Source organism: Metabacillus sp. cB07, assembly GCF_016839225.1.
Classification (GTDB): Bacteria; Bacillota; Bacilli; order Bacillales; family Bacillaceae; genus Bacillus_P; species Bacillus_P indicus.
This window is the reverse complement of sequence record NZ_CP069296.1, coordinates 2,041,404-2,062,841: the sequence shown is the minus strand read 5'-3', so window position 1 is coordinate 2,062,841 and position 21,438 is coordinate 2,041,404. Positions and strand designations below refer to the sequence as shown.

The following is a 21,438-nucleotide window of genomic DNA, read 5'->3' as shown; positions in this document are numbered from 1 at the left end:
AAGTAAACGCTTTCAAAAGTTACCGAAAAGGAATTCAATCGATGGAGAAAGAATTACAGGGAGATGTTTCTTTGAAAGGAGAGGTTCTTTTGCCTGAAAAACAGTTTATCCGAGTAAATGAACGGGCGGTTTATGCTGATGAAAATCAAACAGCTCTCAAGCTGTTAAAAAGTCACGGGACAGACGTTCCAGCCGTTTGCTACCACGAGAGTCTGGGGCCGATCGAGACGTGTGATACATGCCTTATTAAGGTGAACGGTGAATTTAAAAGAGCCTGTTCCACTGAGGTACATCCCGGAGATGTACTGGACACAGAATCTCCTGAGGTGAAAGAGGCACAGCTCATCGCGATGGACAGAATCCTGCACAATCATGAATTGTACTGCACGGTTTGCGACTACAACAATGGCGGATGCGACATACATAATACGGTAAAAGCGATGAAAATTAATCATCAGAGCATTCCTTTTTCCCAAAAACCATACAAAGAAGATACGTCCAACCCGTTTTACAGATATGACCCTGATCAATGCATACTGTGCGGGAGATGTGTTGAAGCGTGCCAGAACGTTCAGGTAACAGAAACGCTTTCCATTGACTGGGAGCGTGAGAAGCCCCGTGTCATTTGGGACAGTGATGTGCCTATTAATGAATCTTCATGCGTCTCATGCGGCCATTGCTCAACCGTGTGTCCGTGCAATGCCATGATGGAAAAAGGCATGATCGGGGAAGCCGGATATTTGACTGGAATCAGCAAACAGACTCTCCGTCCCATGATTGAACTGACGAAAAATGTGGAAACAGGCTACGGCTCGATCCTCGCCATTTCAGACATGGAATCTGCCATGAGAGATGAAAAAATCAAAAAAACCAAAACGGTTTGCACCTATTGCGGAGTCGGATGCAGCTTTGACATTTGGACAAAAGACAGGAAGATCCTAAAAGTGGAACCTCATCCGGATGCTCCTGCAAACGGAATCTCCACGTGCATCAAAGGAAAATTCGGCTGGGATTTTGTAAACAGTGAAGAACGGCTGACAAAGCCCCTGATCCGTGAAGGAAACCACTTCAGAGAAGCTCAATGGGAGGAAGCTCTTACCCTGATTGCACAAAAGTTCACTCAAATTAAAAACGAGCACGGGCCGGATGCCCTGAGCTTCATCAGCTCCTCCAAATGCACGAATGAAGAATCGTATTTGATGCAAAAGCTTGCAAGAGCAGTCATAGGGACGAATAACATTGATAACTGTTCCAGATACTGTCAGACTCCGGCAACAATGGGCCTTTTCCGCACAGTCGGGTACGGAGGCGACTCTGGGACAATCAAAGACATTGAAGCGGCAGAACTGGTCCTGATCATCGGCTCAAACACGTCTGAATCTCATCCCGTGCTATCAACGAGGGTAAAGCGTGCCAACAAGCTGAACAGCCAAAAGCTGATCGTCGCGGATCTCAGAAAGAATGAAATGGCAGAGCGGTCTGATCTGTTTATCCAGCCTGCTTCCGGAACGGATCTTGTCTGGCTGTCAGCCGTAACAAATTACATTATTGAACAGGGATGGGAAGACCACCAGTTTCTGAGTAATAGAGTCAACGGATTTGAAAACTATCTCTCAAGCATCAAGAAATTCACACTGGATGAAGCAGAAAAGCTTTCAGGAATTCCGAAAGAGCAGATGATTCAAATCGCAAAGATGATTTATGAAGCGGAAAGCACGGTAGTCCTGTGGGCCATGGGCGTGACGCAGCACTCAGGAGGAAGTGATACAAGCACGGCTATTTCCAATCTGCTTCTTGTAACAGGGAATTACGGCAGACCGCATACAGGAGCATATCCGCTGAGAGGCCATAATAACGTTCAGGGGGCAAGCGACTTCGGAAGCATGCCTGACCGGCTTCCGTCCTACGAAAAAATAACGGACGGTTCTGTCAGAGAAAAGTACGAGAGAGCCTGGGGAGTGGAGCTTCCGGCCGAGCCTGGCCTCAACAATCATGAGATGGTTGCCGGCATACATGACGGCAGTGTGAAAGCGATGTATTTAAAAGGGGAAGAAATGGGTATAGTGGACTCCAATATGAACTATGTTCATGCCGCTTATGAAAAGCTCGACTTTTTTGTTGTGCAGGATTTATTTCTTTCAAAAACGGCCGAATATGCAGATGTTGTCCTGCCGGCAAGTCCAAGTCTTGAAAAAGAAGGGACCTTCACAAACACAGAACGGAGAGTTCAAAGACTCTACGAAGTGCTGGAACCTCTCGGAGATTCCAAACCTGACTGGAAAATCATTATGGATGTGGCCAATCAGCTTGGCGCAGGGTGGACCTATGATCACCCTTCAGACATCATGGCTGAAGCAGCCCAGCTTGCTCCTCTTTTTGCAGGGGTCACATACGAACGTCTTGAAGGCTACAGCAGTCTCGTCTGGCCGGTAAAGCCCGACGGTACAGATACACCCGTCCTCTTTTTGGATGAGTTTCCTTTTCCCGACGGAAAGGCGCGCCTCCATCCGGTGGAATGGACAAGACCGGTTGAATTTGACGATGAATATGACATCCATGTCAATAACGGCCGTCTGCTGGAACATTTCCATGAAGGGAATATGACATACAAATCCAAAGGAATCACATCCAAAACACCTCGGACCTTCCTTGAAGTTTCACCAGAACTCGCTTCGGAGCGCGGAATCAAAGACGGCTCTCTAGTAAGGCTCATTTCGCCATATGGCAAGGTGAAAGTGCAGTGCGTTGTTACAGACAGGGTGAAGGGGAAAGAAGTTTATTTGCCTATGAATGACTCAGGTGAGTCGGCGATCAATCTGATCACAAGCAGCTATGCGGACAAAGATACAGACACACCTGCCTACAAAGAGGTAAAGGCTAAACTGGAAGTTCTTGAGACAGAAGGAGTGAATCCTCTGCCGCGGACCAACTTCCGCTTCGGTCATCCAAATCCTCAGAGAGGCGTTGAAGTTGAACGAAAGTGGGGGCGGAAAGATTACGTATTTCCGGGAGATCTCGTTCAAAAGGAGGGGAAAAACGGTGGCAAAAGCAACTAAAACCATTGTCCGGCAGGAATTATCGGACGAAGAAAAAAGAAGCAGGGATTTAAGAGAAATCGAAGATGCCCTGATCACTCATAAAGAAGTGATTAAGGACACACTTGAAATCCTTCATCATATGCAGGATAAAGGCATACTCTCGCTTATGAATGGCCTTTTTGGGCAAGGTGACAAAGTATTGGACATTCTTGTAAAAACCGCTGACAACAAAGAAACAGCAAATACTATAAAAAATCTGCTTCTGATGACCGGCGTTCTCGGCATGATAAACGTCAAACAGCTTGAACCATTTTTAATGAAGGTGAACTCCGGAATTGCAAGAGTGGCTGAAAACAAAGAAACGAACGAAAAAACAGGCTATTTCGATCTCGCGAAATCTCTCAAAGATCCTGAAGTGAACCGGGCAGTGACCCTGCTCATTACCTTTTTAAAGGGAATGGGAGAAGAAACGCAGCATGTAGAGAAAGGGACTAGGAGCAAAGAGGATCAGGCAAGGTTCAAAGATCACACATTGGAATAAGAAGCAGGAGACAGGAGAATTTTTCCCTGTCTTTTTTTGATTGATACAACGAACTGAGGGCACTCTAACAGTAATTTGAATACCCTGTTCATTTTCAGGAATATTTACTTATTAATAAGGATATTTTTGGGTTAACATGGTATAATTTACACAAAAAGGGCAGGAGTGGTCATTCTTATGGAACAAAAACCTATGCATTACGATGGAAGCATTCAGGCAGAAAATGAAAATGCATCAGCAGCTGCTGCAGAGGATCTGCAAATTACCGATGAAATGAGAAAAAATCTCGGATTTAATCCATACTTTATTGAAAAAAACGAATAGACACCAAGGACTTGATGATTCAATCAGGTCCTTTTCTTTTGTAAGCGTTTATTAATTGAACCATGTTCTAAATAATCAACAGTTATTTTACTTCAGAAATTACTAGGATAAAAACGACCATAAGTAAAAGAAAACCGACTTTATCATTCTTCTAAAACTATGTTCCAAATAATCAATGATAAATAAAAACACGTACCAAAATTCCAATATCCCTATAATTTTAACCTCGCCCAGGTTTCAAAAGGGTCAAAAGGCTTATTTTCCCTTAAGATGCAGGAATTTCTTATAAAACATTGAATAGTTAGAACATGTAAAACTGTAAAAGGAGATGTCTTCAATGGGCGAGAAGAGAAGTGCCAGCGGTTTTTTGCTGAAGCAAAGAGCCTTTTTAAAGCTTTATATGATTCGTATGACAGAGCAGGACAGACTCTACGGCCTGAAGCTTCTTGATGTTCTGCGCGATGAGTTCAGAATTTACGGATACAGGCCAAATCATTCAGAGGTTTACAAGTCCCTGCACGAACTGATCGAAGACGGCATTTTAAAACAGGTCAAGCGGAAAAAAGAGGGGATGAAGCTTCAGGAGGTCGTATATTATCAATTCGAGGATTACGAAAAAGCAAAGCTATATAAAAAGCAGCTGAAAACCGAGCTTGACAGATGCCAGAAACTGCTCGGAAAAGCGCTTCAGGATAATTACACATAAGAGAGAATCCGCGGGTAGGATTCTCTCTTTGTTTCATCTTGTCTGCTGTTGGGTTATGATAAGAAGTGAATTGGAAGTAATGGAGGATATGAACTATGCTGCAAAATAAAATGAAAACGTATATCCAGCATCTGATCGAGGAAAAAACGGATGCGATTGGAATCTATACCACAGAAAAAATGTATGCAGAGAAGAACGGTTTTCTGCCAGAGAACGTAAAAGTTGAGGAACCCGATTTTCCGCGTTTTGCAAAAGCGTATCTTGAGCGCGTAAACAAGGAAACAGAAGAGCTGATCTCTGCTGAGAATCCGGAATCCTTCCTTAAGGAAAAAGCAACATATGTGAAAATAAACAAATCGGAATTCATCTATATTGAATCTGACTGGTTTGACTATGTCGGGGCAGAAAACATTTCATTTGAGCATGATGACGTGTTTTCAACCTATAAGTTCCTGCTTGGTTTAAAATATAAAAAGGCAAAAGGAACAGCGCTAAAAGAATACTTCCTGCAAAAAGCCGGTGGTGATTCTGAGAAATTTGAGGTTCTTTTCAATGATAAGGACGGAATGTGGGATGTCAATTTTGACAGCGCCTTGCTCGCGGACTTCAGCGAAGAGGATGCACTCGAAGAAATGTTTGAAAAGCTCTACAGCTTCCTTTTTCAGCTGGCAGAAGCATTAGAAAAAACGGAATAGATACACTTTGTTAAAACCTGCAGCCATGCAGGTTTTTTCTTTTCATTATTCATTAATATTCATTTCAAATGTAATTTACTGTTCATCTTCCGTTCATATTCGAATAATAAACTATGGATGTCAAGAAGAGATGGGAGGAAATGAAAGATGAATATTGCATGGAAAGAAATCAAGAAAAATAAAGTGAGATTTTTGATTTTAGGTTCAATTGTTTTTCTCGTAAGTTTATTAACATTTATCATATCTGGTTTGGCAAATGGACTATCGCAAGACAATGCTGCCCTCATTAAAGATTTACCAAAAGGGCAATTTTATATGAATAAAGACGCTGAGGAAACTTATAACCTATCTAGAATAGACAGTGATATACAAAAAGAAATACTAAACAAACAAAAAGATGCTGTGGCCTTTTCTATTCAAATGGGTTTTCTAAATGACAAAGATGATAAACAACAAAGTGTCGCCTTTGTTGCATCCACTGATTCAAAGTTATTTGAAGATGTTAAAGATGGGGAAATTATAGTAGATAGCTCATTGAAGAATAAAGGTATAAAGGTTGGAGATACCTTGACTAATAATCAATTTAGCGGTGAATTTATCGTAAAGGGTTTTGTTGATCAAAAGAAATATAGTCATACCCCTGTTGCATATATACAGATGAAGAATTATCAAGAAATGTATCGAATGACGGAGATGCAATTGATTTTCATACCGGGAGGAGATTCTTCACAAGAATTCACTGGTTTACAATCATTTTCAAACAAAGATTTCCTCCAGACAATTCCAAGTTATAATGCAGAACAGATGTCTTTAAATATGATTGTCTGGTTTTTAGTTGTCATTAGCGGAATGCTGTTTGCTATCTTTTTCTACATGATGAACGTTCAGAAAATCGGTTTATACGGTATTTTAAAAGCAATTGGTATAAAAACAAGCAGACTATTTAAAATGATGTGGACACAAATGTTTTTTATTACATCAATTGCACTTATTATGTCTATAACTCTTAGTCAAGTTTTCAGTATGGCTGCGCCTGAAGGAATGCCATTCCATTTAACTTTTGAAACAACAGCACAATTATCTGTCATTTTCCTGATGATAGGATTTATTGGAGCTACACTATCAGGTATTCAAATCAAAAAGATCGAACCATTGCAGGCAATACAGCAAGGAGAGGCTTAATATGACAATCTTTACACTTGATGAAGTAAGAAAAACATTTACTACTGGTGAGATAGAGGAAGAAATCCTAAAAGGAATTAACCTTTCTCTTAAAGAAGGAGAGGTAACAGCATTAGTGGGTGCCTCAGGCTCTGGTAAAAGTACTCTCCTTACAATCGCTGCAGGACTGCAGCCTCCATCAAATGGGCACGTTGTATTTGATGGTAAGAATATGACTTCTATGAGTTCTGAACAGGTTCGAAAAATACGGGCAAGCAAATTTGGTTTTGTCTTTCAGTTTGCACATCTTGTTCCTTTTCTTACAGTTGAAGAACAGCTAATGCTGATGCTTGAGGTCTCTGAATCTAAATTAAAGAAATATGAACAAAAAAGAGAAGTTAATAAAATCCTAAAACTAGTTGAAATGGATCATCGGAAAAAGGCTTATCCATCTTCATTATCGGGCGGGGAAAAACAACGAGTGGCAATCGCTCGTGCGATGATCCATAAACCTAATATTCTCTTTGCAGATGAACCGACTGCAAGTTTAGATTCAAAAAGATCTCAAGACATTATGTCGTTAATTCAAGATTTAACTAAATCATTAAACATTACTGTATTGATGGTTACCCATGACGAAGAATTGCTTTCATATGTTGACCATGTCATCAAAATGAGTGATGGAATGGTTTTGCAGAGCGGAAATTAACATTCTGAAAGCTAGAGAATCTTTAATGCAAGTAAAATGCAAAGGAACAGCCTGCATATTTCTGCTGGGCTGTTTATTTGTTATTATTTACTAAATGTCCTTTTAAATGAAGCAATAATATTTAATCAAAATAAAATAGGAGAATAGAGAATGACAACTATTCTGATTGCAGATGACGATATCAATATTTTACAGCTAGTAAATATTCACTTAACCGAAGCTGGATATAAAGTATTTCAGGCAAAAGACGGTACTGAAGCATTAGGAGTTCTTAATAGAGAAGCATGTGATTTAGCAGTAGTGGATGTGATGATGCCTTTTATGGATGGGTATGCATTAACAAGGGAGATTCGAAGGGAATATGATATACCAGTAATCCTCTTAACAGCAAAGAATCAAATTGAGGATAAAGAAGAAGGATTTAGATCCGGGACGGATGATTATCTGGTCAAGCCATTTGAGCCAAAAGAATTACACTTTAGAATAGAAGCTTTATTGCGACGATACGACAAACACTCAGAAGAATCTATAATTTACTTAGGTAATACAGCGATAAATAAAAAAAACTATGAGGTTCAAATTGGGAATCGAACAATTCTTTTACCCTTAAAGGAATTCGAACTGCTGTATTTTCTGGCTTTAAATCCCATGCAAGTATTTTCTCGTCATCAACTAATAGAACATATTTGGGGGTTGGATTATGAAGGGGATGAACGAACTGTTGATGTTCATGTAAAAAGGTTAAGAGAACGTTTTTCTAAATTGACGGATGATGTTCAAATTAAGACAGTGCGTGGAGTTGGATATTCGCTGGAGGCAAATCGCAGATGAAATCTCTCTATGTGAAGTTTGTTGTCATTACTATTGGCATTATGATTTTTAGCGGGATAGTTGCTTTTTTAATCTCCAATACGTATTATCAGCAAAAATTAAAACCTTACAATGATCAAAAAAACACAAAAATCGCGTTAAATATTGCTGAATTTGCCGAGAACCATCCTGATATAAATCTTAAGGATTATTTGAATAATATCTCTTCGACCGGGTATCAAATTTTCTTGGTTGACATTTCTGGAAAGGAATCTTATTTCGGTGCACCATTTAGGGAAAATACTCTGTCTAATTCCGCTAAAGAACAAGTGTTAAACGGTGATATTTTTCACGGTATTCTAAATTTTCCACAGGGAACATTCGTCACAGGTTTTTTTGCAAACGAATTGAAGAATACGATTGGTGTACCGTTAACACATAATAAGGAAAAGTATGCTCTTTTCCTTAGACCGGATATTAAGCTCCTTTTTAACGAAATGCACATTTTATTTGCGTGGCTGCTTGCATTGATGATTGTTATGAGTATCGTTATGGTTCTTTTTACTGCAAAATATTTAGTGAATCCAATCTCAAAACTTACAACAGCCACAAAGTCACTGGCTGATGGGAATTTTAATGTTGACATTGATATTACTCGTGATGATGAGTTAGGAGAGCTTTCACGAAGTTTTTTGCAAATGGCAAGTAAACTGGAACAAATGGATGATATGAGGAAAGAGTTCATTTCGAATATTTCTCATGATATACAGTCACCTCTATCCAATATAAAAGGGTATACAAACCTATTGGAAAGTGAATCAATAAGTCCAAAAGAAAAAAGCAATTACATTTCTATCATCAATGGGGAAATTAAAAGGCTCTCTACACTTACGAAACAATTATTACTTCTTGCTTCGTTAGATCGCGATCAGGATATCATGAAAAGAAAATCCTTTAATGTTGGCGAGCAAATGAAGGAACTGGTGAGAAGCTATAAGTGGCTAATGGGTGAAAAAGGGATTAGCCTCGGTTTTACATTGCCAAATGTTGAAATTGTCGGGGACCCTTCTTTACTTTATACGGTTTGGGATAATCTGTTAACCAATGCCGTCAAATACAATAAAACCCATGGCAGTATTGAGATATCGATTGAAGAGAAAGAAAAATCTGTTTTGGTCACTTTTGAAGATACGGGGATCGGATTGAATGATGAAGAGAAAGAAAAAATTTTTGATCGTTTTTATCGAGCAGATACCGCCCGGACGCGTTCAGTTGAGGGAACAGGACTAGGACTATCAATTGTTGCTGCTATTGTTGAACTGCATGGCGGACTGATTCATGTGAATAGTAAGGAAAATGAAGGAACTGCCTTTATTGTAGAATTACCTTTAAGTTAGTTTTCGTTAAGCGCAGGCGCTTCCACTTTTGTTTTTAGGCGTTCACCCATCCCAATCTGTTACATATGTTAACAGAAAAGGTGAGAGGATGATTGGATGAGCAGAAAACCGCATCATTACTTCCCCTGCGGCAATACAGCGAAGGGCTACTACAGTCTGTACGAATCCGTACTGGAGGGCATAAACCAGGTGTTCTTATTAGAAGGCGGGTCAAGAGGAGCCAGGTCTTTATGTATTCAGTCTGTCAGCGAAACTCTGAGAGCGAACGGGGAATCACTTGATATCCTCCACTGTCCATTTCATCCGGATTGGCTGGAAGGGCTGCTTTTGACAGATAAGGGTATTGCTCTTTTAGATTGCGACGTGTCAGAAATCAGAAAATTTGTTTCTGCAGATGCCATCCAGGTGATTGTTATGGAGACTGAAAACAACCAATTGCTGCCTGCAGATCGCAAAGGGGTCCTTACAGCAAGAGTGGCTGCTGAATATGAAAAGGCTTATGCCGCTTTTTCTGCCTCGCTAAAAGCTCATGATGATATAGAGGATATTTACATTTCACAAATGGACTTTTCAGAAGCAGATCAATTGGCACAGCGTTTGATACAAACTTTTTACGGAGAACAGACTGCTGGTAAAACCGCTGTGGTCAAACATCGATTTTTGGGAGCAGCCACCCCGGATGGAGCTGCAGATTTTATCCCAAATCTTACAGCAGACATTAAAAAACGCTATTTTATTAAAGGCAGAGCAGGGTCAGGTAAATCAACAATGCTGAAAAAAATTGCCGCTGCAGGAGCAGACAAAGGGTTCGATGTGGAAATTTATCACTGCGGTTTTGATCCGAACAGTCTTGATATGGTCATTTTGCGGGAGCTTGGCCTTGCGATTTTTGACAGTACGGCCCCGCATGAATATGAACCGGAAAAAGAGTCGGATGAAATTGTCGATATGTATGATTTGTGCATTGCACCAGGAACGGATGAGGCCTTTTCTGCTGAAATTGACCGAACGACTCAAGCCTATAAAGAGAAAATGAAAGATGGAATAACGTATCTTTCTAAAGCTAAAAGTATGCTTGATGAGCTTGAGCGGGGGAAGGGCTGTGCCGAAGAGGGACAGTTCCAGAGGGTCTGCAGCATCCTTGTTTCTGAAATCACTGAATAACCAAAAAACCTGGAGCCTTTTGTCAGCTCCAGGTTTTTAGCATTCGATAAAAAAATATGCCCATAAAACCGTTCTTTAAAACGAATCATTTAGAAACATGCTTCAGGAGGGACAGAATATGGGCAAACATCATGAAGATGAAGAAGTGAGGGAGCTCGTTATAACCGCCTCGCGTTCAGAAAAAACAAAGGATGAATTCAGAGTCTTTCTTCAATGGAAGAAACTGCAGACTGAAGTGAAGAAACAAGCAGATGCAACGTTCAGATCCCTGATGAAATAATCGGGATCTTTTTTTTAGCCTTTTTTTCTTTTTGAGATTTCATCTGTTACGACAAAGGCCAAATCATCATTTCCGAATAGGGACAGGACGCCAAGCAGGGTATGATCCGCTATTTCTCCTGCTTCCTCTTTCGGGACAGTGAGCTCGATTGCTTGTTTTAATTCGGCATTTTCAAGTTGGGCAGGGTAGGCACGCGCATACAGCTCTTTAGGGTTCAGGTCATTATTTACGCACCACTGGGCAAAGACAAGGACCATCATTTGCTCATCCCGCTGATAGTTGCGGATGATTTGTTCTTGCGTTTCTTTCGAATTCACGTTCATGCTCCTAACTGTTAAATATTCTGCATCCTTCATCATATCACATGCAGAAGCCTCATAAGGATAAGTTTTCTGAGCATAGGAATGGAGTAAGGCTTAAAAATGCGGGAGGGATGCCACCTGAATCTTTCAGAAAGAATCACCTTTATCCTGGATGGCGTAAAAACAGCTTCAAAGGAAGAGCTTTATAAAGCGCTGATTGGATTAAACATTCAAAAAGAGGAGCTGATGCCTCTCATAAAAGAGGACAGGAGCAAACCATATTACAGAAAACTTCTTTATAAAAATGAACACCTTGAACTGCTTGTCATGAACTGGTCTGACCTTGAGTGTGCACCTCATGACCACGGGTATTCATTCGGATGGATACAGGTTATAAACGGTGTGTCCAGAAATACGGTGTATAAGGTAAAAGGCGAAGCACTTCCTTCTGAACTCTTCACGGAACTGAAAAGAGAAGGAAAGACCTTTTTTGCACCCAAATTCGGCGTCCACAAAATGGCTGAAGCCGGCAATACCGGCCTGATAACTCTTCACCTTTACGCACCGCCTATCACGGGCATGAAAGTGTACGATTTAGAGAAGTGCGCTGCCTGTGTGGTTTCGGATGACTGCGGTGCATGGTGGCCGGATGACCTCCGGCAGCAAGTGAAAGAAATAAAGCTTAAGAGCGCTGCGGACTGAGTCTGCAGCGTTTCTTTTTGGGTATAACTATAAAGAGGTGATTATACATGCGAGTTTTCTTCCATACAGCTGTTCTGTTTCTGACTGGATTTTGCCTGTATCTGGCGTGGACAGGCTTTATAGAAAAAGAATTGACGGTTAACACGCTCAGCGGAGAGATCATGGAAAAAATCCGGGAAGATTCCATAGCAGAAACAGGAATCAATGTTCAAAAAAAGGCCGTGTATAGAGTAAGGTTATCGACCGGGAAGGTGTTTGCCGTTTCGTCATCTGTTTTTGAAAGGGTTGAAAAAGGAGAAAATGTGCAGTTTGCTGAAAAAGACAAGCATTTTTACCTGATTGACGGCCGCAAAATCATTTATTAAAAACGGTAGCAATCCTATGCGCCAATATGAGATAATACATAAGTTGTTTTAAAAACAAGAATATAGGAAGTGTAATTAATGATAAAAATCGATATACCAAGATCAGACGTTGTACTGACAAGAAACCCTGTAAAAGGACAGCCTGTAGAAGCTCCTCTCAGCAGCGAATACGGCTTTTCAGATTACAATAAAATTCCCCGCGATAAAGGCGGAATTTTTATGTTCTTTAATATTAACGATGAGCTTTTGTTTGTAGGAAAAGCTCGCAAGCTTAGACAGCGCATTAAAAAGCATTTTGAGGATCAGGTTTCTCCAATCAAAAATCACCGCGATGAAGTGCACGAAATTGCCGTTTGCATCGTTGAAAGCCCGATGGAACGCGAAATTTACGAAACGTATCTGATCAATGAGCTTCAGGCGAAATATAATGTTGAGAAGGTTTTTTATAAATAAGAAAAACAGACATCCGGCTGGGCTGGATGTTTTTTTATTTTTAAGAAAATAAAGATAGGCGATTTCAGGAGATTGTCTTATGATAATAGAAGATGAACTATTTAGTGAGGCGAAATATCTTGATGATCACTTATTTCCGGGGTTTTAAAACAGATTATGGCTCTTACAGCAGCAACGTCAAATTGGCCTTTATGGCTAATATTCTCATTCAGATTGGAATGGGTATTTTTATGACCCTTTATAACCTGTACTTGAAAGATCTTGGCTACAGTGAACAGACCAATGGAAACGTCATTGCCCTGACTGCTCTTGCTCAGACGTTTTTTCTTGTTCCTGCAGGTTTTTTAAGTGACCGAAAGGGAAGGAAAAATATGATGGCTGTCGGGGCGGCTCTTTCTGCTGTTCTGATGATAGGCAGGTCAGTAATAGAATGGGAGCTCCTTTTGCTTGTATTCGCATTTGGCAGCGGTATTTTCATGTCTTTTATTCAGGTGTCCATGATTCCATGGCTTGCCGAAAATTCAACTGAAAAGGAAAGAAGCAAGCTTTTCAGTTTTCACTTTGCGGTGATGATGGCGGCAAGCGTCATCGGCAATCTTGCCGGCGGAGTTTTGACTGACCTCTTTACGTTTGCAGGATTGCAATCAACAGACAGTTTGAGGCTGACACTGCTGATTGGAAGCGGTGTTTACCTGGCAGGACTTTTTCCTGTTCTTCTGATGAAAGAAGAAAGAAAACGGCAGAAACCTAAAAAGCTAAAAGAAACAGCGGACGGCAATCAGAATTGGAAGCTGGTCATCCTCTTTGTTGGCGCACAGGCCATCATCGGGCTTGGATCAGGTCTTGTCATCCCGTATTTAAATCTGTATTTTGCAGACCGGTTTGACATTTCCTTTTCTGCCATTGGAATTATCCTCTCGCTCGGTCAAGGCGCAACCGCGGTCGCAATGCTGATTGGACCTGCGATTGTCAGCAGAATGGGAGAAGTAAAGGCGGTTGTCCTGCTGCAGCTGCTGTCCCTGCCATTTTTGCTGATTACTGGATTTACAACAAACATTTATCTTGCCGTCATCGGATTTCTATTCCGCCAGGCGTTGATGAACGCAGGCAATCCGATACAAACCTCCCTCATGATGAGAAAAGTGCCGGATCATCAAAAAGGAATAGCAAATTCCTTAAGCCAGATGGCTTTTTCATTCGGCTGGGCGGCGATGGGTCCTGTGTCTGCTTATGTTGTCGCTGAATATGGCTCCTATTGGGGATATGCCAATGTTTTCAGCCTGACCGGCATCATTTATCTAGCAGGCGCCATTTACTTTTACATCGTGTTTAAGGAAGAAAAAACAACTGTGGTTCAAAAAAGAGCGGCTGTCTGAGCTGTATTTCTGCAAGAAACAAATGGTATAATAAAATGAATGCAAGAAGAATGCTTGAAAGGGGTTCAAAAACATGGAACCGATTGAAATTGGAGAAATCTTTACAATTAGCGACGAGAACAATCAGGAGCACGAGGTAGAGGTGCTTGGCGTGCTGACTGTTGAAGGATCAGAGTACGTGGCAGTAGGGTTTGTTGAAGAAATTCAGGAAGACACAGATGAAGATATCGATATTTACTTTTTGAAGGTTGATGAAGAAGGCGATTTTTCTGCGATTGAAACAGACGAAGAATTCGACAAAGTTTCGTCTGAATTTGACCAGATGATGGAAGAAGAAGAGTCAAACTAATACATACCCGGAGCCGTCTGCTTGAATGCAGGCGGTTTTTTTATGCAAAAAAGGTCGGAATGGCGCAGGAAAAAAGAATCATTTTTTATGAGAAAACAACTATACTGACATAAATTAATTTAGACATGATCTATTCATCCTGCAAGAAGAAAATGGTAATTATTAAAATTTTTTCTATTCTTCTTTTCTCTTAAGCTTTCCAAACAGGTAAAAAGTCATTATAAATGAAATAATTCAAATATTGACATAATTTCCACTATTTTTTACTATTACATTATAATTCAATATTTACATAAATATGGATTAAATAAAAACAGGGGAGGCTGTCAGGATGAAGAAAATTAAAATCAAAAAGGTTGAAAAGCTGGTTGCTCTTGTAAACCATCACGCGTAATGAATAAAAGGCTTTAGGACAAGCATCAGAGTCCCTAAAGCCTTTTTTAGTATGAAGGAGCTGAAAAAGCAGATGAACCCTGTCTTAAAAACAATATATACCCCGATCATCGTATTTGACGGCAAAGTCCAGATCGGCAAAGAGGATGGCAATCTTGAACTTGAAGATCTTGATGGAAGTGTCCGGGATCTGCTGAACCTGATGGACGGAACACGAAATACGGTGGAGCTTGCAAATGAAATGAACATAGATCATGCGGATTTGCTTGAAATTTTGAATGACCTTGATGAATATGGACTTGTTGAAGATGCTTCTGCAGTCAAATACACGTCTCTAAATGAAAATGAACGGGAAAGATATCGTTCAAATCTTAACTACTTTTCCAATTTTTCAACTCTAAAGAAAAGCAGATTCACTTACCAGGAGACATTTAAACATACAACGGTTGCCTTGCTTGGACTCGGAGGCTTCAGTTTAACAGCAGCTGCCCTTGCAGGAATGGGAACAGGCAGAATTATTGGGCTTGATTATGATTCGGTTGAACTCAGCAACCTTAACCGCCAGTTTCTATACTGTGAAGACGACATTGGAAAACTTAAAACAGAGGCTTCAAGTGATCGCTTAAAAAAGATTAACAGTGAAATTGATATTGAAGTACATAATGTGAAAATTGAAGATGCAAAGAGTTTGCTGCCAGTCATAAGGGAATCGGATATTGTCATAAACGGGATCGATCAGCCAAGCATATTATCTACAAGATGGGTGAATTTTGCCTGTGTCAAATTAGGCAAGCCTTACATTCTTGGAGGCATTGGACACACAAGTATTATTCTCCAAAAATATGTACCTGGTGAAGAAAACGGGTGCTTTGATTGCTACTTGCTGAACAGTTTACGGGAGGCGCCAGAATTTATCCACCAGCTAAAAGCTGTGTATGGGGCTTCTTTTCAGAAGAGAAACACAGCATTTGCTCCTAATATCGCGATGATCACCGGTCTGGTAACAAATGAACTGGCTAAACAAATTGCGGGATATGATAGGGCCGACAATCAATCTTCGTCTCTTGAGATCAGCAGTCTTTCATTTGAACGATTATCTGAAACTCAGTGGAAAAAAGCATCAGGCTGCCCGACGTGCAATGGGGATATGAACTCAGATGAGCCTGCAGACCTGAATATGATTCTGGAATTATCTAAAGAAAGCAGGGTCTGAATGAATATAACATTAGATTCTAAAGTAACGGCTAAACTTTCTGTTCAGGCAGACGGAGAAGAATTTACAGTAGGAGACCCAGTCAGCGGTACATTTATCCGGGTCCCTTATGAAGCTGTGCACATCATCCATTTGCTGGACGGTGTCAAAACGCTGAACGAAATCTCTGAACAGCTGAGAAACGAACAAATGGATGCGGATGTTTTAGATTTTGTCGAAACTCTTCATGAGCTTGAGTTGATCTATTCGATTGACGGGAAAGTGTTTTTAATACCGCCAGATGAAAAACCTGTCAGCAAATCTCTTTCTGCTGCAGCCTCCGTCATCTTTCACCCGATCAGTCAAGTATGTTATGTCCTGTTTTTTCTTCTCAGTATAGGTATGATTGCAGGTATTCCCGAATTGCGTCCTGTCTACAAAGATTTTTGGGCAGCAGAAGCAACAGGGCTCAGTCTATTGTTATTATTTTTCATATCCTGGCCTCTGACCATTCTTCATGAACTGGGCCATTATTTAGCTGCTTTAAGACTCGGCATACCAGTTAAATTTAATTTGAGCCTGAGATTTTACTGGCTTGTGGTCGAAGCAGATATGACGGGGCTCTGGTCCGTTTCCAAGCAGAAAAGGTATTTGCCCTATGCTGCAGGAATGGCTGTTGATTCTTTTCTTCTCTTTTTATCGTTAGCCGGTCAGATGGCAGCTGCAGGATTTGCCTTGAAGCTACTGAAAATGATTACGCTGCTTCTTGTGATGAGATTTGCCTGGCAGCTTTTGATTTTTTTGCGGACAGATATCTATTTCCTGATTATGAACAAGCTGAACATGCCAAGCCTCCACGGTTATGCAAAAGAAATAATGACGGGGTATATGAGGAAAAAAGATCGTGGAGAAAGCCTGAAAGAAGAATTATCCGTAAAAGAAATGTCCTATGTTAAAAGCTTTGCATCATGTTACCTTATAGGCGGCATCATAGCAGCAGGATTATTGTTCTTGTACAGTCTTCCGGGGCTTTACGTGCTTCTGAAGCAGACAATGGTGCAGCTTTCCGTCTATTCGTTAAACAGCTGGCTATTTTGGGACGGCATCATCACCCTGGCAATCTTATCTGTTAATGCTGTAATTTGGAGCATCGGTGCAGCAAGTAAATATAAAGGAAGCAAAACGGGTACTCTACCTATAAGCTCAAATGAAGCGACTTAAACATGCAAAGATCCACTTGCATGTTTTTTTCATTGGTCAGACTGCATGATTATTAATGAAAAGCGAATTAATATGACCTTTTCAAAGAATTGTTTTTCGTTTTTCCTTTCTTTATAGTACAATCAATTAATGGAAAAAAAGATAAGGAAGTGTAGCAAAGAATGAAAGAACGTGTGATTACAGGCATCATTATCTTAATTCTGTTCATGATTCCCTTTTATGTAGGGGCATTCTGGTTTACTTATTTGGCACTGATTTTGGCCATTATCGCCTTTCATGAATTAACGACCATTATCAAAATCAGAAAGTACGGCACGAAGTATTTTGTGGGGATTATCGGGATTGTCCTTTTGTTCCTGCCGCTGCTGCCGTTTCTGAATGTGACATTTGAAATCATTCAGATTAAAGTGCTGCTGGCACTGGTCTTGTTTTTCTTAACCTCAACCATCTTTAACATTGAATATTCCATTGAAAAAGCAGGCACGCTCCTGATAGGTGTTCTCTACATCGGATTTGGATTTGTGTTTTTAGCTGAGGCAAGAATTGATGAAGGCTTGATTTGGACGCTTGCAGTACTGATTTCGATCTGGGCAACGGATTCAGGCGCCTATTTTGTCGGAAGAAAATTTGGCAAACGTAAACTTGCGCCAAACGTGAGCCCGAATAAAACCATCGAAGGGTCTGTCGGAGGAATTATCATTGCTCTTATCATTGGTCTTGTTATGCAGGCAAGTTTCCATCCATTTGCTTCTTACGGAGAAACGCTTCTGCTGATTTTCATCGTTTCCATTGCCGGTCAGGTAGGAGATCTTGTCGAATCTGCTTTGAAGCGCCACTTTAAAGTGAAGGATTCCGGAAAGCTTCTTCCGGGTCATGGCGGCATTCTTGATCGTCTTGACAGCTGGATCTTTGTTTTCATCGGTTTGAAGCTGGTAGGTCTGATCTAAAAAAAGCGATAAAAAAATGAATCCCCCAAGCAGTCGATTATGACTTTTTGGGGGATTTTTTTTCACTCTTCCAATGCACCCGTAATTGGATAATCCGCTAAATCGATTTCAGGTTCTAAACCAAGAGCAAGTCTTGCAAGCTCAAGCCCGAGGTATGGACCCATCGTCAGTCCTGATGCCCCTAAACCATTTGCGACAATGAGACCGGACCATTCAGGAATCCGCCCGATAACAGGCAAGAACCCGGGGGTAAACGGCCTGAAGCCGGTTCTTGCTTCGAGAAATGTGCCTTCTTCAAGTCCTGGAGCGACATTAAGGGCTTTTGAAAAAACATCAAGCATTCCTCCCGCTGTCACTCTTGTATCATAACCTTTCACATCATCCTCATGTGTGGCTCCTGCCACAATCCTCCCATCATCAAAAGCAAGAAGATAATGGTTGGCGGGGGGCATAAGAACAGGCCAGTCTGAAGTGTGTTCTGCTTCCATTTTAAAATGAGCAATCTGCGCTTTCTGATAGCTAACCTGAAAATGGATGCCGAGGGGCTGAAGCACTTGATTCGCCCAGGCTCCCGCACAGACAATGATTTCGTCGGCTTCAATTGCTTCTTCCTTTACACGTGCTCCTGTTACCTTGCCTTGCTGAAAGATAAGGGCAGCATCGCCACTAATAAGCTTTGCACCGTTTTTCTGAGCAGCATGAAGTAACGCATCTCTTAATGCTCTGCCGTCTACCCGTGCCGCCCCTTCTACATGAACAGATGAATACTCTTCTGAGAGAAGAGGGAACTTCTCTTTTGTTTCTTCTTTTGTCAGCGGGATAAGTTCACCGATTTCAGGAGCATCCTGTTTTCTTTTTTCCGTACGCACGATGATTTTCTCCATTTTTTCAGGGTCCTGCTGAAGAACGAGAGCTCCTACGCGCTTATAGCCAGTACCGGTTTCACCGTCCTCCTCGAGTGCATCAATCAGCTCGGGATAATAGCGGGCACCCTTTTTGACAAGCTGATACCAGGCTTTGTTACGTCTTTGTGAAACCCAGGGACAGACAATGCCTGCAGCTGCATCTGTTGCCTGACCTGCATCTTTCCGGTCGATTATCGTCACTTGCGCTCCAAGCTTTGTTAAATGATAAGCTGCCGATGCACCTAAAATACCTGCACCGATCACAACGATCTTTTTCATATAAATCTCATCCTTTGCGTCATTTCCACTTATGTACCTATCTCATTATAAAAGAGCATAGGATAAAGTATCAAATCTGAAAAAAGCGGGGTGCAGCATGTATCAAGCTGACTATACTGCGATTGTTCTCCCATTTCTGCCTTTGGGCGCCTGCGTGCTCGAAATATCTGAACCAGCTATGCGGAAGGCAGTGATTGCCGCTGACTTTGATGGCGACCATGCTCTGGAAGTTGCAGCCGCCTATAGACTCTACAACGATGATTATGTGCTCGTATTGAAACATGGAGCTAATGGCTGGTTTCCAGCAGGATACTTTCAGGGGAGAAGCCGTTATTTCAAGGACTTTTACAAAGAAGAAGCAAGATTTGTTGCTGCAGAAGCAGTTGGGGATGTCACCGGAGACGGCATACCGGATACCGTCTTTCTGACAGCATCACAAACACCGGACAGTCCGTTTTTGCAAAACATCACCCTCAATATAAGAAACGGCGCCACGGGAAAAGTTCAGAAAATCCCGCTAAAAGAAAACGCAGGATATGATCCAACCATATTTCTGGGAGATTTCACGGGAGATAAAAAAGACGATATCCTCGTCATCATTAATACAGGAGGAAGCGGAGGCCTCATTTATGCTTATATATACACCTATGAAAAAGGACAATATAAACTGATCTTCGATGATGAATCATTCAACAAATCAAACACCTATACCGTTACTTACCTTGATCAATTTAAAGCAAAGGTGACAAGCGCAAATCCGCAAAAAAAGTATCTGCTCGATCTGCAGTATAAAGGAAAAGAGTACTTGAACGAGATCTATAACAGTGACGGGACACTGAAAAAGCCTGTTGAAGGGTGGGTCGCCCCGCTTTCAGGACTGTATCCTGTTGATTTTGAGCGTGACGGCATTTACGAACTGGACACCTATCAGAACATCGCAGGCAGATACAGCGCTGATGGTCTGGGGTACATGATGAATGTTCTGAAATGGGACGGCACTGCTTTTAAAACAGTCCGGCAGAGCATTGCTGTGTTTGGGGAGGAAACGTAAGAAACGCGGAATATGCTGTTTAGCTTCGGGAGACAGATAAATGTTGCAGCACTTATGTGACTCCTTGTAACTGAGTTTTTGTTGATAAACTGTTTTTGCTGCACTTACGCGGCTACCTGCAGCTGAGTTTGTGTTATTAAACCAGTTTTGCAGCACTTATGCGGCTTCCTGCAGCAGAGTTTGTGTTGTTAAACCATCTTTGCAGCACTTACGTGGCTTCCTGCAGTTGAGTTTATGTTGTTAAACCAGCTTTGCAGCACTTATGCGGCTACCTGCAGCAGAGTTTGTGTTGTTAAACCAGTTTTGCAGCACTTATGCGGCTACCTGCAGCAGAGTTTGTGTTGTTAAACCATCTTTGCAGCACTTACGTGGCTTCCTGCAGCTGAGTTTATGTTGTTAAACCAGCTTTGCAGCACTTATGCGGCTTCCTGCAGCAGAGTTTGTGTTGTTAAACCAGCTTTGCAGCACTTACGTGGCTTCCTGCAGCTGAGTTTGTGTTGTTAAACCAGCTTTGCTGCACTTAGCTGAATCGAAAACTCACACAATCGGAACCTGCCCTTTACCTGGAAATAAAAAGAGAGCTGTAGTTTTCGCAGCTCTCTTTTGTGCTGGATTAATCCACAACAATATAAGCAATCATCGGCGCACCCTGGCCATGGCTGGAATGCGTATCGCAAATTAGGCGGTAGGTTCCTTCTTCATCAAATTTTAAAGGTATGACCGCTTTTTCACCTTTTTTGACCACACCTTTTATGTCTGTTCCTTCAATCCTGAAGGGATGCTCCGCGCCATTTACTCCGTGGATGGTCAACGTAACGGCTTCACCTTTTTGAATTGTAATTGAGCCGGGATCAAAACGGTACGCCTCAATTTTTCGCCCGTCATCCGTTTTAGATGTGAATTCTCCGGTCACCATATGGATTTCTGCCTTCTCATCTGCATGCTGGGCGGAAATGACCTCAGCTGCATCCTGATTCAGATAAAACCAGCTTCCGGAGCCAATAACCGCAAAAAGAACAGCAGCAATCACAATCCATTTTTTTCTTATAACTACAAATCTCATATTTTCCCTCCCAGA

Annotated in this window: 23 protein-coding genes; 20 read left to right on the top strand and 3 right to left on the bottom strand. The window is 41.4% G+C overall.

Features of this window, described 5'->3' with window-relative positions; genetic code table 11:
- Window positions 1–89 precede the first annotated feature (89 nt).
- From fdhF to JOJ89_RS10310, 11 genes are all read left to right on the top strand, one after another.
- Entirely contained in the window at window positions 90–3,056 is a 2,967-nt protein-coding gene (gene fdhF / locus JOJ89_RS10360) for a formate dehydrogenase subunit alpha (protein WP_203290309.1), read from the top strand.
- A complete protein-coding gene (locus JOJ89_RS10355) occupies window positions 3,040–3,579 on the top strand; it encodes a helical membrane plugin domain-containing protein (RefSeq protein WP_029280994.1) in 540 nt (179 codons plus the stop codon). Before fdhF ends, JOJ89_RS10355 begins: the two co-directional genes overlap by 17 nt.
- Before the next feature lie 177 nt (window positions 3,580–3,756).
- Window positions 3,757–3,903, top strand: coding sequence for a hypothetical protein (locus tag JOJ89_RS10350; RefSeq protein ID WP_168713762.1), 147 nt, complete (start codon window positions 3,757–3,759; stop codon window positions 3,901–3,903).
- Window positions 3,904–4,240: 337 nt separating this feature from the next.
- A complete protein-coding gene (locus tag JOJ89_RS10345) occupies window positions 4,241–4,609 on the top strand; it encodes a replication termination protein (RefSeq protein WP_029280996.1) in 369 nt (122 codons plus the stop codon).
- A 95-nt stretch (window positions 4,610–4,704) separates the two neighbouring features.
- A complete protein-coding gene (locus JOJ89_RS10340) occupies window positions 4,705–5,304 on the top strand; it encodes a hypothetical protein (protein ID WP_029280998.1) in 600 nt (199 codons plus the stop codon).
- Between the two features lie 147 nt (window positions 5,305–5,451).
- Entirely contained in the window at window positions 5,452–6,486 is a 1,035-nt protein-coding gene (locus tag JOJ89_RS10335) for an ABC transporter permease (protein ID WP_029280999.1), read from the top strand.
- A 1-nt stretch (window position 6,487) separates the two neighbouring features.
- Complete coding sequence (locus JOJ89_RS10330) at window positions 6,488–7,174, top strand: ABC transporter ATP-binding protein (protein WP_029281000.1); 687 nt, start codon at window positions 6,488–6,490, stop codon at window positions 7,172–7,174.
- Window positions 7,175–7,324: 150 nt separating this feature from the next.
- The gene (locus JOJ89_RS10325; protein ID WP_029281001.1) at window positions 7,325–8,005 is read left to right on the top strand and encodes a response regulator transcription factor; all 681 of its coding nucleotides are present in this window, start codon (window positions 7,325–7,327) and stop codon (window positions 8,003–8,005) included.
- On the top strand, window positions 8,002–9,381 hold the full coding sequence (locus JOJ89_RS10320) for a sensor histidine kinase (RefSeq protein ID WP_029281002.1): 1,380 nt from the start codon (window positions 8,002–8,004) through the stop codon (window positions 9,379–9,381). Before JOJ89_RS10325 ends, JOJ89_RS10320 begins: the two co-directional genes overlap by 4 nt.
- A gap of 96 nt (window positions 9,382–9,477) precedes the next feature.
- Window positions 9,478–10,545: a hypothetical protein gene (locus JOJ89_RS10315; protein ID WP_051865254.1), complete on the top strand. Its 1,068-nt coding sequence runs from the start codon at window positions 9,478–9,480 to the stop codon at window positions 10,543–10,545.
- A gap of 118 nt (window positions 10,546–10,663) precedes the next feature.
- Window positions 10,664–10,825 carry a hypothetical protein gene (locus JOJ89_RS10310; protein WP_161781197.1) on the top strand — a complete coding sequence of 54 codons (162 nt, stop codon included), beginning with the start codon at window positions 10,664–10,666 and terminating at the stop codon, window positions 10,823–10,825.
- Between the two features lie 14 nt (window positions 10,826–10,839).
- Here the strand turns inward: JOJ89_RS10310 and JOJ89_RS10305 are convergent, their stop codons facing one another.
- A complete protein-coding gene (locus tag JOJ89_RS10305; protein WP_029281004.1) occupies window positions 10,840–11,142 on the bottom strand; it encodes a hypothetical protein in 303 nt (100 codons plus the stop codon).
- Window positions 11,143–11,247: 105 nt separating this feature from the next.
- Between JOJ89_RS10305 and JOJ89_RS10300 the strand changes: the two genes are divergently transcribed.
- The 8 genes from JOJ89_RS10300 (at window position 11,248) to JOJ89_RS10265 (ending at window position 18,125) form a co-directional block, all read left to right on the top strand.
- Window positions 11,248–11,829, top strand: coding sequence for a cysteine dioxygenase (locus tag JOJ89_RS10300; RefSeq protein ID WP_152554721.1), 582 nt, complete (start codon window positions 11,248–11,250; stop codon window positions 11,827–11,829).
- Window positions 11,830–11,876: 47 nt separating this feature from the next.
- A complete protein-coding gene (locus JOJ89_RS10295) occupies window positions 11,877–12,194 on the top strand; it encodes a hypothetical protein (RefSeq protein ID WP_203290215.1) in 318 nt (105 codons plus the stop codon).
- Window positions 12,195–12,272: 78 nt separating this feature from the next.
- Window positions 12,273–12,647, top strand: a complete 375-nt coding sequence (locus tag JOJ89_RS10290) for a nucleotide excision repair endonuclease (RefSeq protein ID WP_203290214.1) — start codon at window positions 12,273–12,275, stop codon at window positions 12,645–12,647.
- A gap of 122 nt (window positions 12,648–12,769) precedes the next feature.
- On the top strand, window positions 12,770–14,023 hold the full coding sequence (locus JOJ89_RS10285) for an MFS transporter (protein WP_029565705.1): 1,254 nt from the start codon (window positions 12,770–12,772) through the stop codon (window positions 14,021–14,023).
- A 73-nt stretch (window positions 14,024–14,096) separates the two neighbouring features.
- The gene (locus JOJ89_RS10280; protein WP_203290213.1) at window positions 14,097–14,372 is read left to right on the top strand and encodes a DUF1292 domain-containing protein; all 276 of its coding nucleotides are present in this window, start codon (window positions 14,097–14,099) and stop codon (window positions 14,370–14,372) included.
- Between the two features lie 466 nt (window positions 14,373–14,838).
- Window positions 14,839–15,978 carry a HesA/MoeB/ThiF family protein gene (locus JOJ89_RS10275; RefSeq protein WP_029565704.1) on the top strand — a complete coding sequence of 380 codons (1,140 nt, stop codon included), beginning with the start codon at window positions 14,839–14,841 and terminating at the stop codon, window positions 15,976–15,978.
- The gene (locus JOJ89_RS10270) at window positions 15,979–17,178 is read left to right on the top strand and encodes a hypothetical protein (RefSeq protein WP_203290212.1); all 1,200 of its coding nucleotides are present in this window, start codon (window positions 15,979–15,981) and stop codon (window positions 17,176–17,178) included.
- A 161-nt stretch (window positions 17,179–17,339) separates the two neighbouring features.
- A complete protein-coding gene (locus JOJ89_RS10265) occupies window positions 17,340–18,125 on the top strand; it encodes a phosphatidate cytidylyltransferase (RefSeq protein WP_029281018.1) in 786 nt (261 codons plus the stop codon).
- A gap of 62 nt (window positions 18,126–18,187) precedes the next feature.
- On the opposite strand, the gene JOJ89_RS10260 is transcribed toward JOJ89_RS10265, so the two are convergent.
- Window positions 18,188–19,309 (bottom strand): NAD(P)/FAD-dependent oxidoreductase, encoded by a 1,122-nt coding sequence (locus JOJ89_RS10260; RefSeq protein ID WP_203290211.1) that lies wholly within the window; start codon window positions 19,307–19,309, stop codon window positions 18,188–18,190.
- A gap of 97 nt (window positions 19,310–19,406) precedes the next feature.
- Between JOJ89_RS10260 and JOJ89_RS10255 the strand changes: the two genes are divergently transcribed.
- Window positions 19,407–20,360, top strand: coding sequence for an FG-GAP repeat domain-containing protein (locus tag JOJ89_RS10255; RefSeq protein WP_203290210.1), 954 nt, complete (start codon window positions 19,407–19,409; stop codon window positions 20,358–20,360).
- A gap of 613 nt (window positions 20,361–20,973) precedes the next feature.
- Here the strand turns inward: JOJ89_RS10255 and JOJ89_RS10250 are convergent.
- Entirely contained in the window at window positions 20,974–21,423 is a 450-nt protein-coding gene (locus JOJ89_RS10250) for a cupredoxin domain-containing protein (protein WP_029281023.1), read from the bottom strand.
- Window positions 21,424–21,438 lie beyond the last annotated feature (15 nt).

Excerpts from the sequence above, each read along its gene's own strand:
- JOJ89_RS10350 (WP_168713762.1), top strand. The coding sequence starts at position 3,757 with ATGGAACAAAAACCTATGCATTACGATGGAAGCATTCAGGCAGAAAAT.
- JOJ89_RS10345 (WP_029280996.1), top strand. The coding sequence starts at position 4,241 with ATGGGCGAGAAGAGAAGTGCCAGCGGTTTTTTGCTGAAGCAAAGAGCC.
- JOJ89_RS10340 (WP_029280998.1), top strand. The coding sequence starts at position 4,705 with ATGCTGCAAAATAAAATGAAAACGTATATCCAGCATCTGATCGAGGAA.
- JOJ89_RS10335 (WP_029280999.1), top strand. The coding sequence starts at position 5,452 with ATGAATATTGCATGGAAAGAAATCAAGAAAAATAAAGTGAGATTTTTG.
- JOJ89_RS10330 (WP_029281000.1), top strand. The coding sequence starts at position 6,488 with ATGACAATCTTTACACTTGATGAAGTAAGAAAAACATTTACTACTGGT.
- JOJ89_RS10325 (WP_029281001.1), top strand. The coding sequence starts at position 7,325 with ATGACAACTATTCTGATTGCAGATGACGATATCAATATTTTACAGCTA.
- JOJ89_RS10320 (WP_029281002.1), top strand. The coding sequence starts at position 8,002 with ATGAAATCTCTCTATGTGAAGTTTGTTGTCATTACTATTGGCATTATG.
- JOJ89_RS10315 (WP_051865254.1), top strand. The coding sequence starts at position 9,478 with ATGAGCAGAAAACCGCATCATTACTTCCCCTGCGGCAATACAGCGAAG.
- JOJ89_RS10310 (WP_161781197.1), top strand. The coding sequence starts at position 10,664 with ATGGGCAAACATCATGAAGATGAAGAAGTGAGGGAGCTCGTTATAACC.
- JOJ89_RS10300 (WP_152554721.1), top strand. The coding sequence starts at position 11,248 with ATGCGGGAGGGATGCCACCTGAATCTTTCAGAAAGAATCACCTTTATC.
- JOJ89_RS10295 (WP_203290215.1), top strand. The coding sequence starts at position 11,877 with ATGCGAGTTTTCTTCCATACAGCTGTTCTGTTTCTGACTGGATTTTGC.
- JOJ89_RS10290 (WP_203290214.1), top strand. The coding sequence starts at position 12,273 with ATGATAAAAATCGATATACCAAGATCAGACGTTGTACTGACAAGAAAC.
- JOJ89_RS10285 (WP_029565705.1), top strand. The coding sequence starts at position 12,770 with ATGATCACTTATTTCCGGGGTTTTAAAACAGATTATGGCTCTTACAGC.
- JOJ89_RS10280 (WP_203290213.1), top strand. The coding sequence starts at position 14,097 with ATGGAACCGATTGAAATTGGAGAAATCTTTACAATTAGCGACGAGAAC.
- JOJ89_RS10275 (WP_029565704.1), top strand. The coding sequence starts at position 14,839 with ATGAACCCTGTCTTAAAAACAATATATACCCCGATCATCGTATTTGAC.
- JOJ89_RS10270 (WP_203290212.1), top strand. The coding sequence starts at position 15,979 with ATGAATATAACATTAGATTCTAAAGTAACGGCTAAACTTTCTGTTCAG.
- JOJ89_RS10265 (WP_029281018.1), top strand. The coding sequence starts at position 17,340 with ATGAAAGAACGTGTGATTACAGGCATCATTATCTTAATTCTGTTCATG.
- JOJ89_RS10260 (WP_203290211.1), bottom strand. The coding sequence starts at position 19,309 with ATGAAAAAGATCGTTGTGATCGGTGCAGGTATTTTAGGTGCATCGGCA.
- JOJ89_RS10255 (WP_203290210.1), top strand. The coding sequence starts at position 19,407 with ATGTATCAAGCTGACTATACTGCGATTGTTCTCCCATTTCTGCCTTTG.
- JOJ89_RS10250 (WP_029281023.1), bottom strand. The coding sequence starts at position 21,423 with ATGAGATTTGTAGTTATAAGAAAAAAATGGATTGTGATTGCTGCTGTT.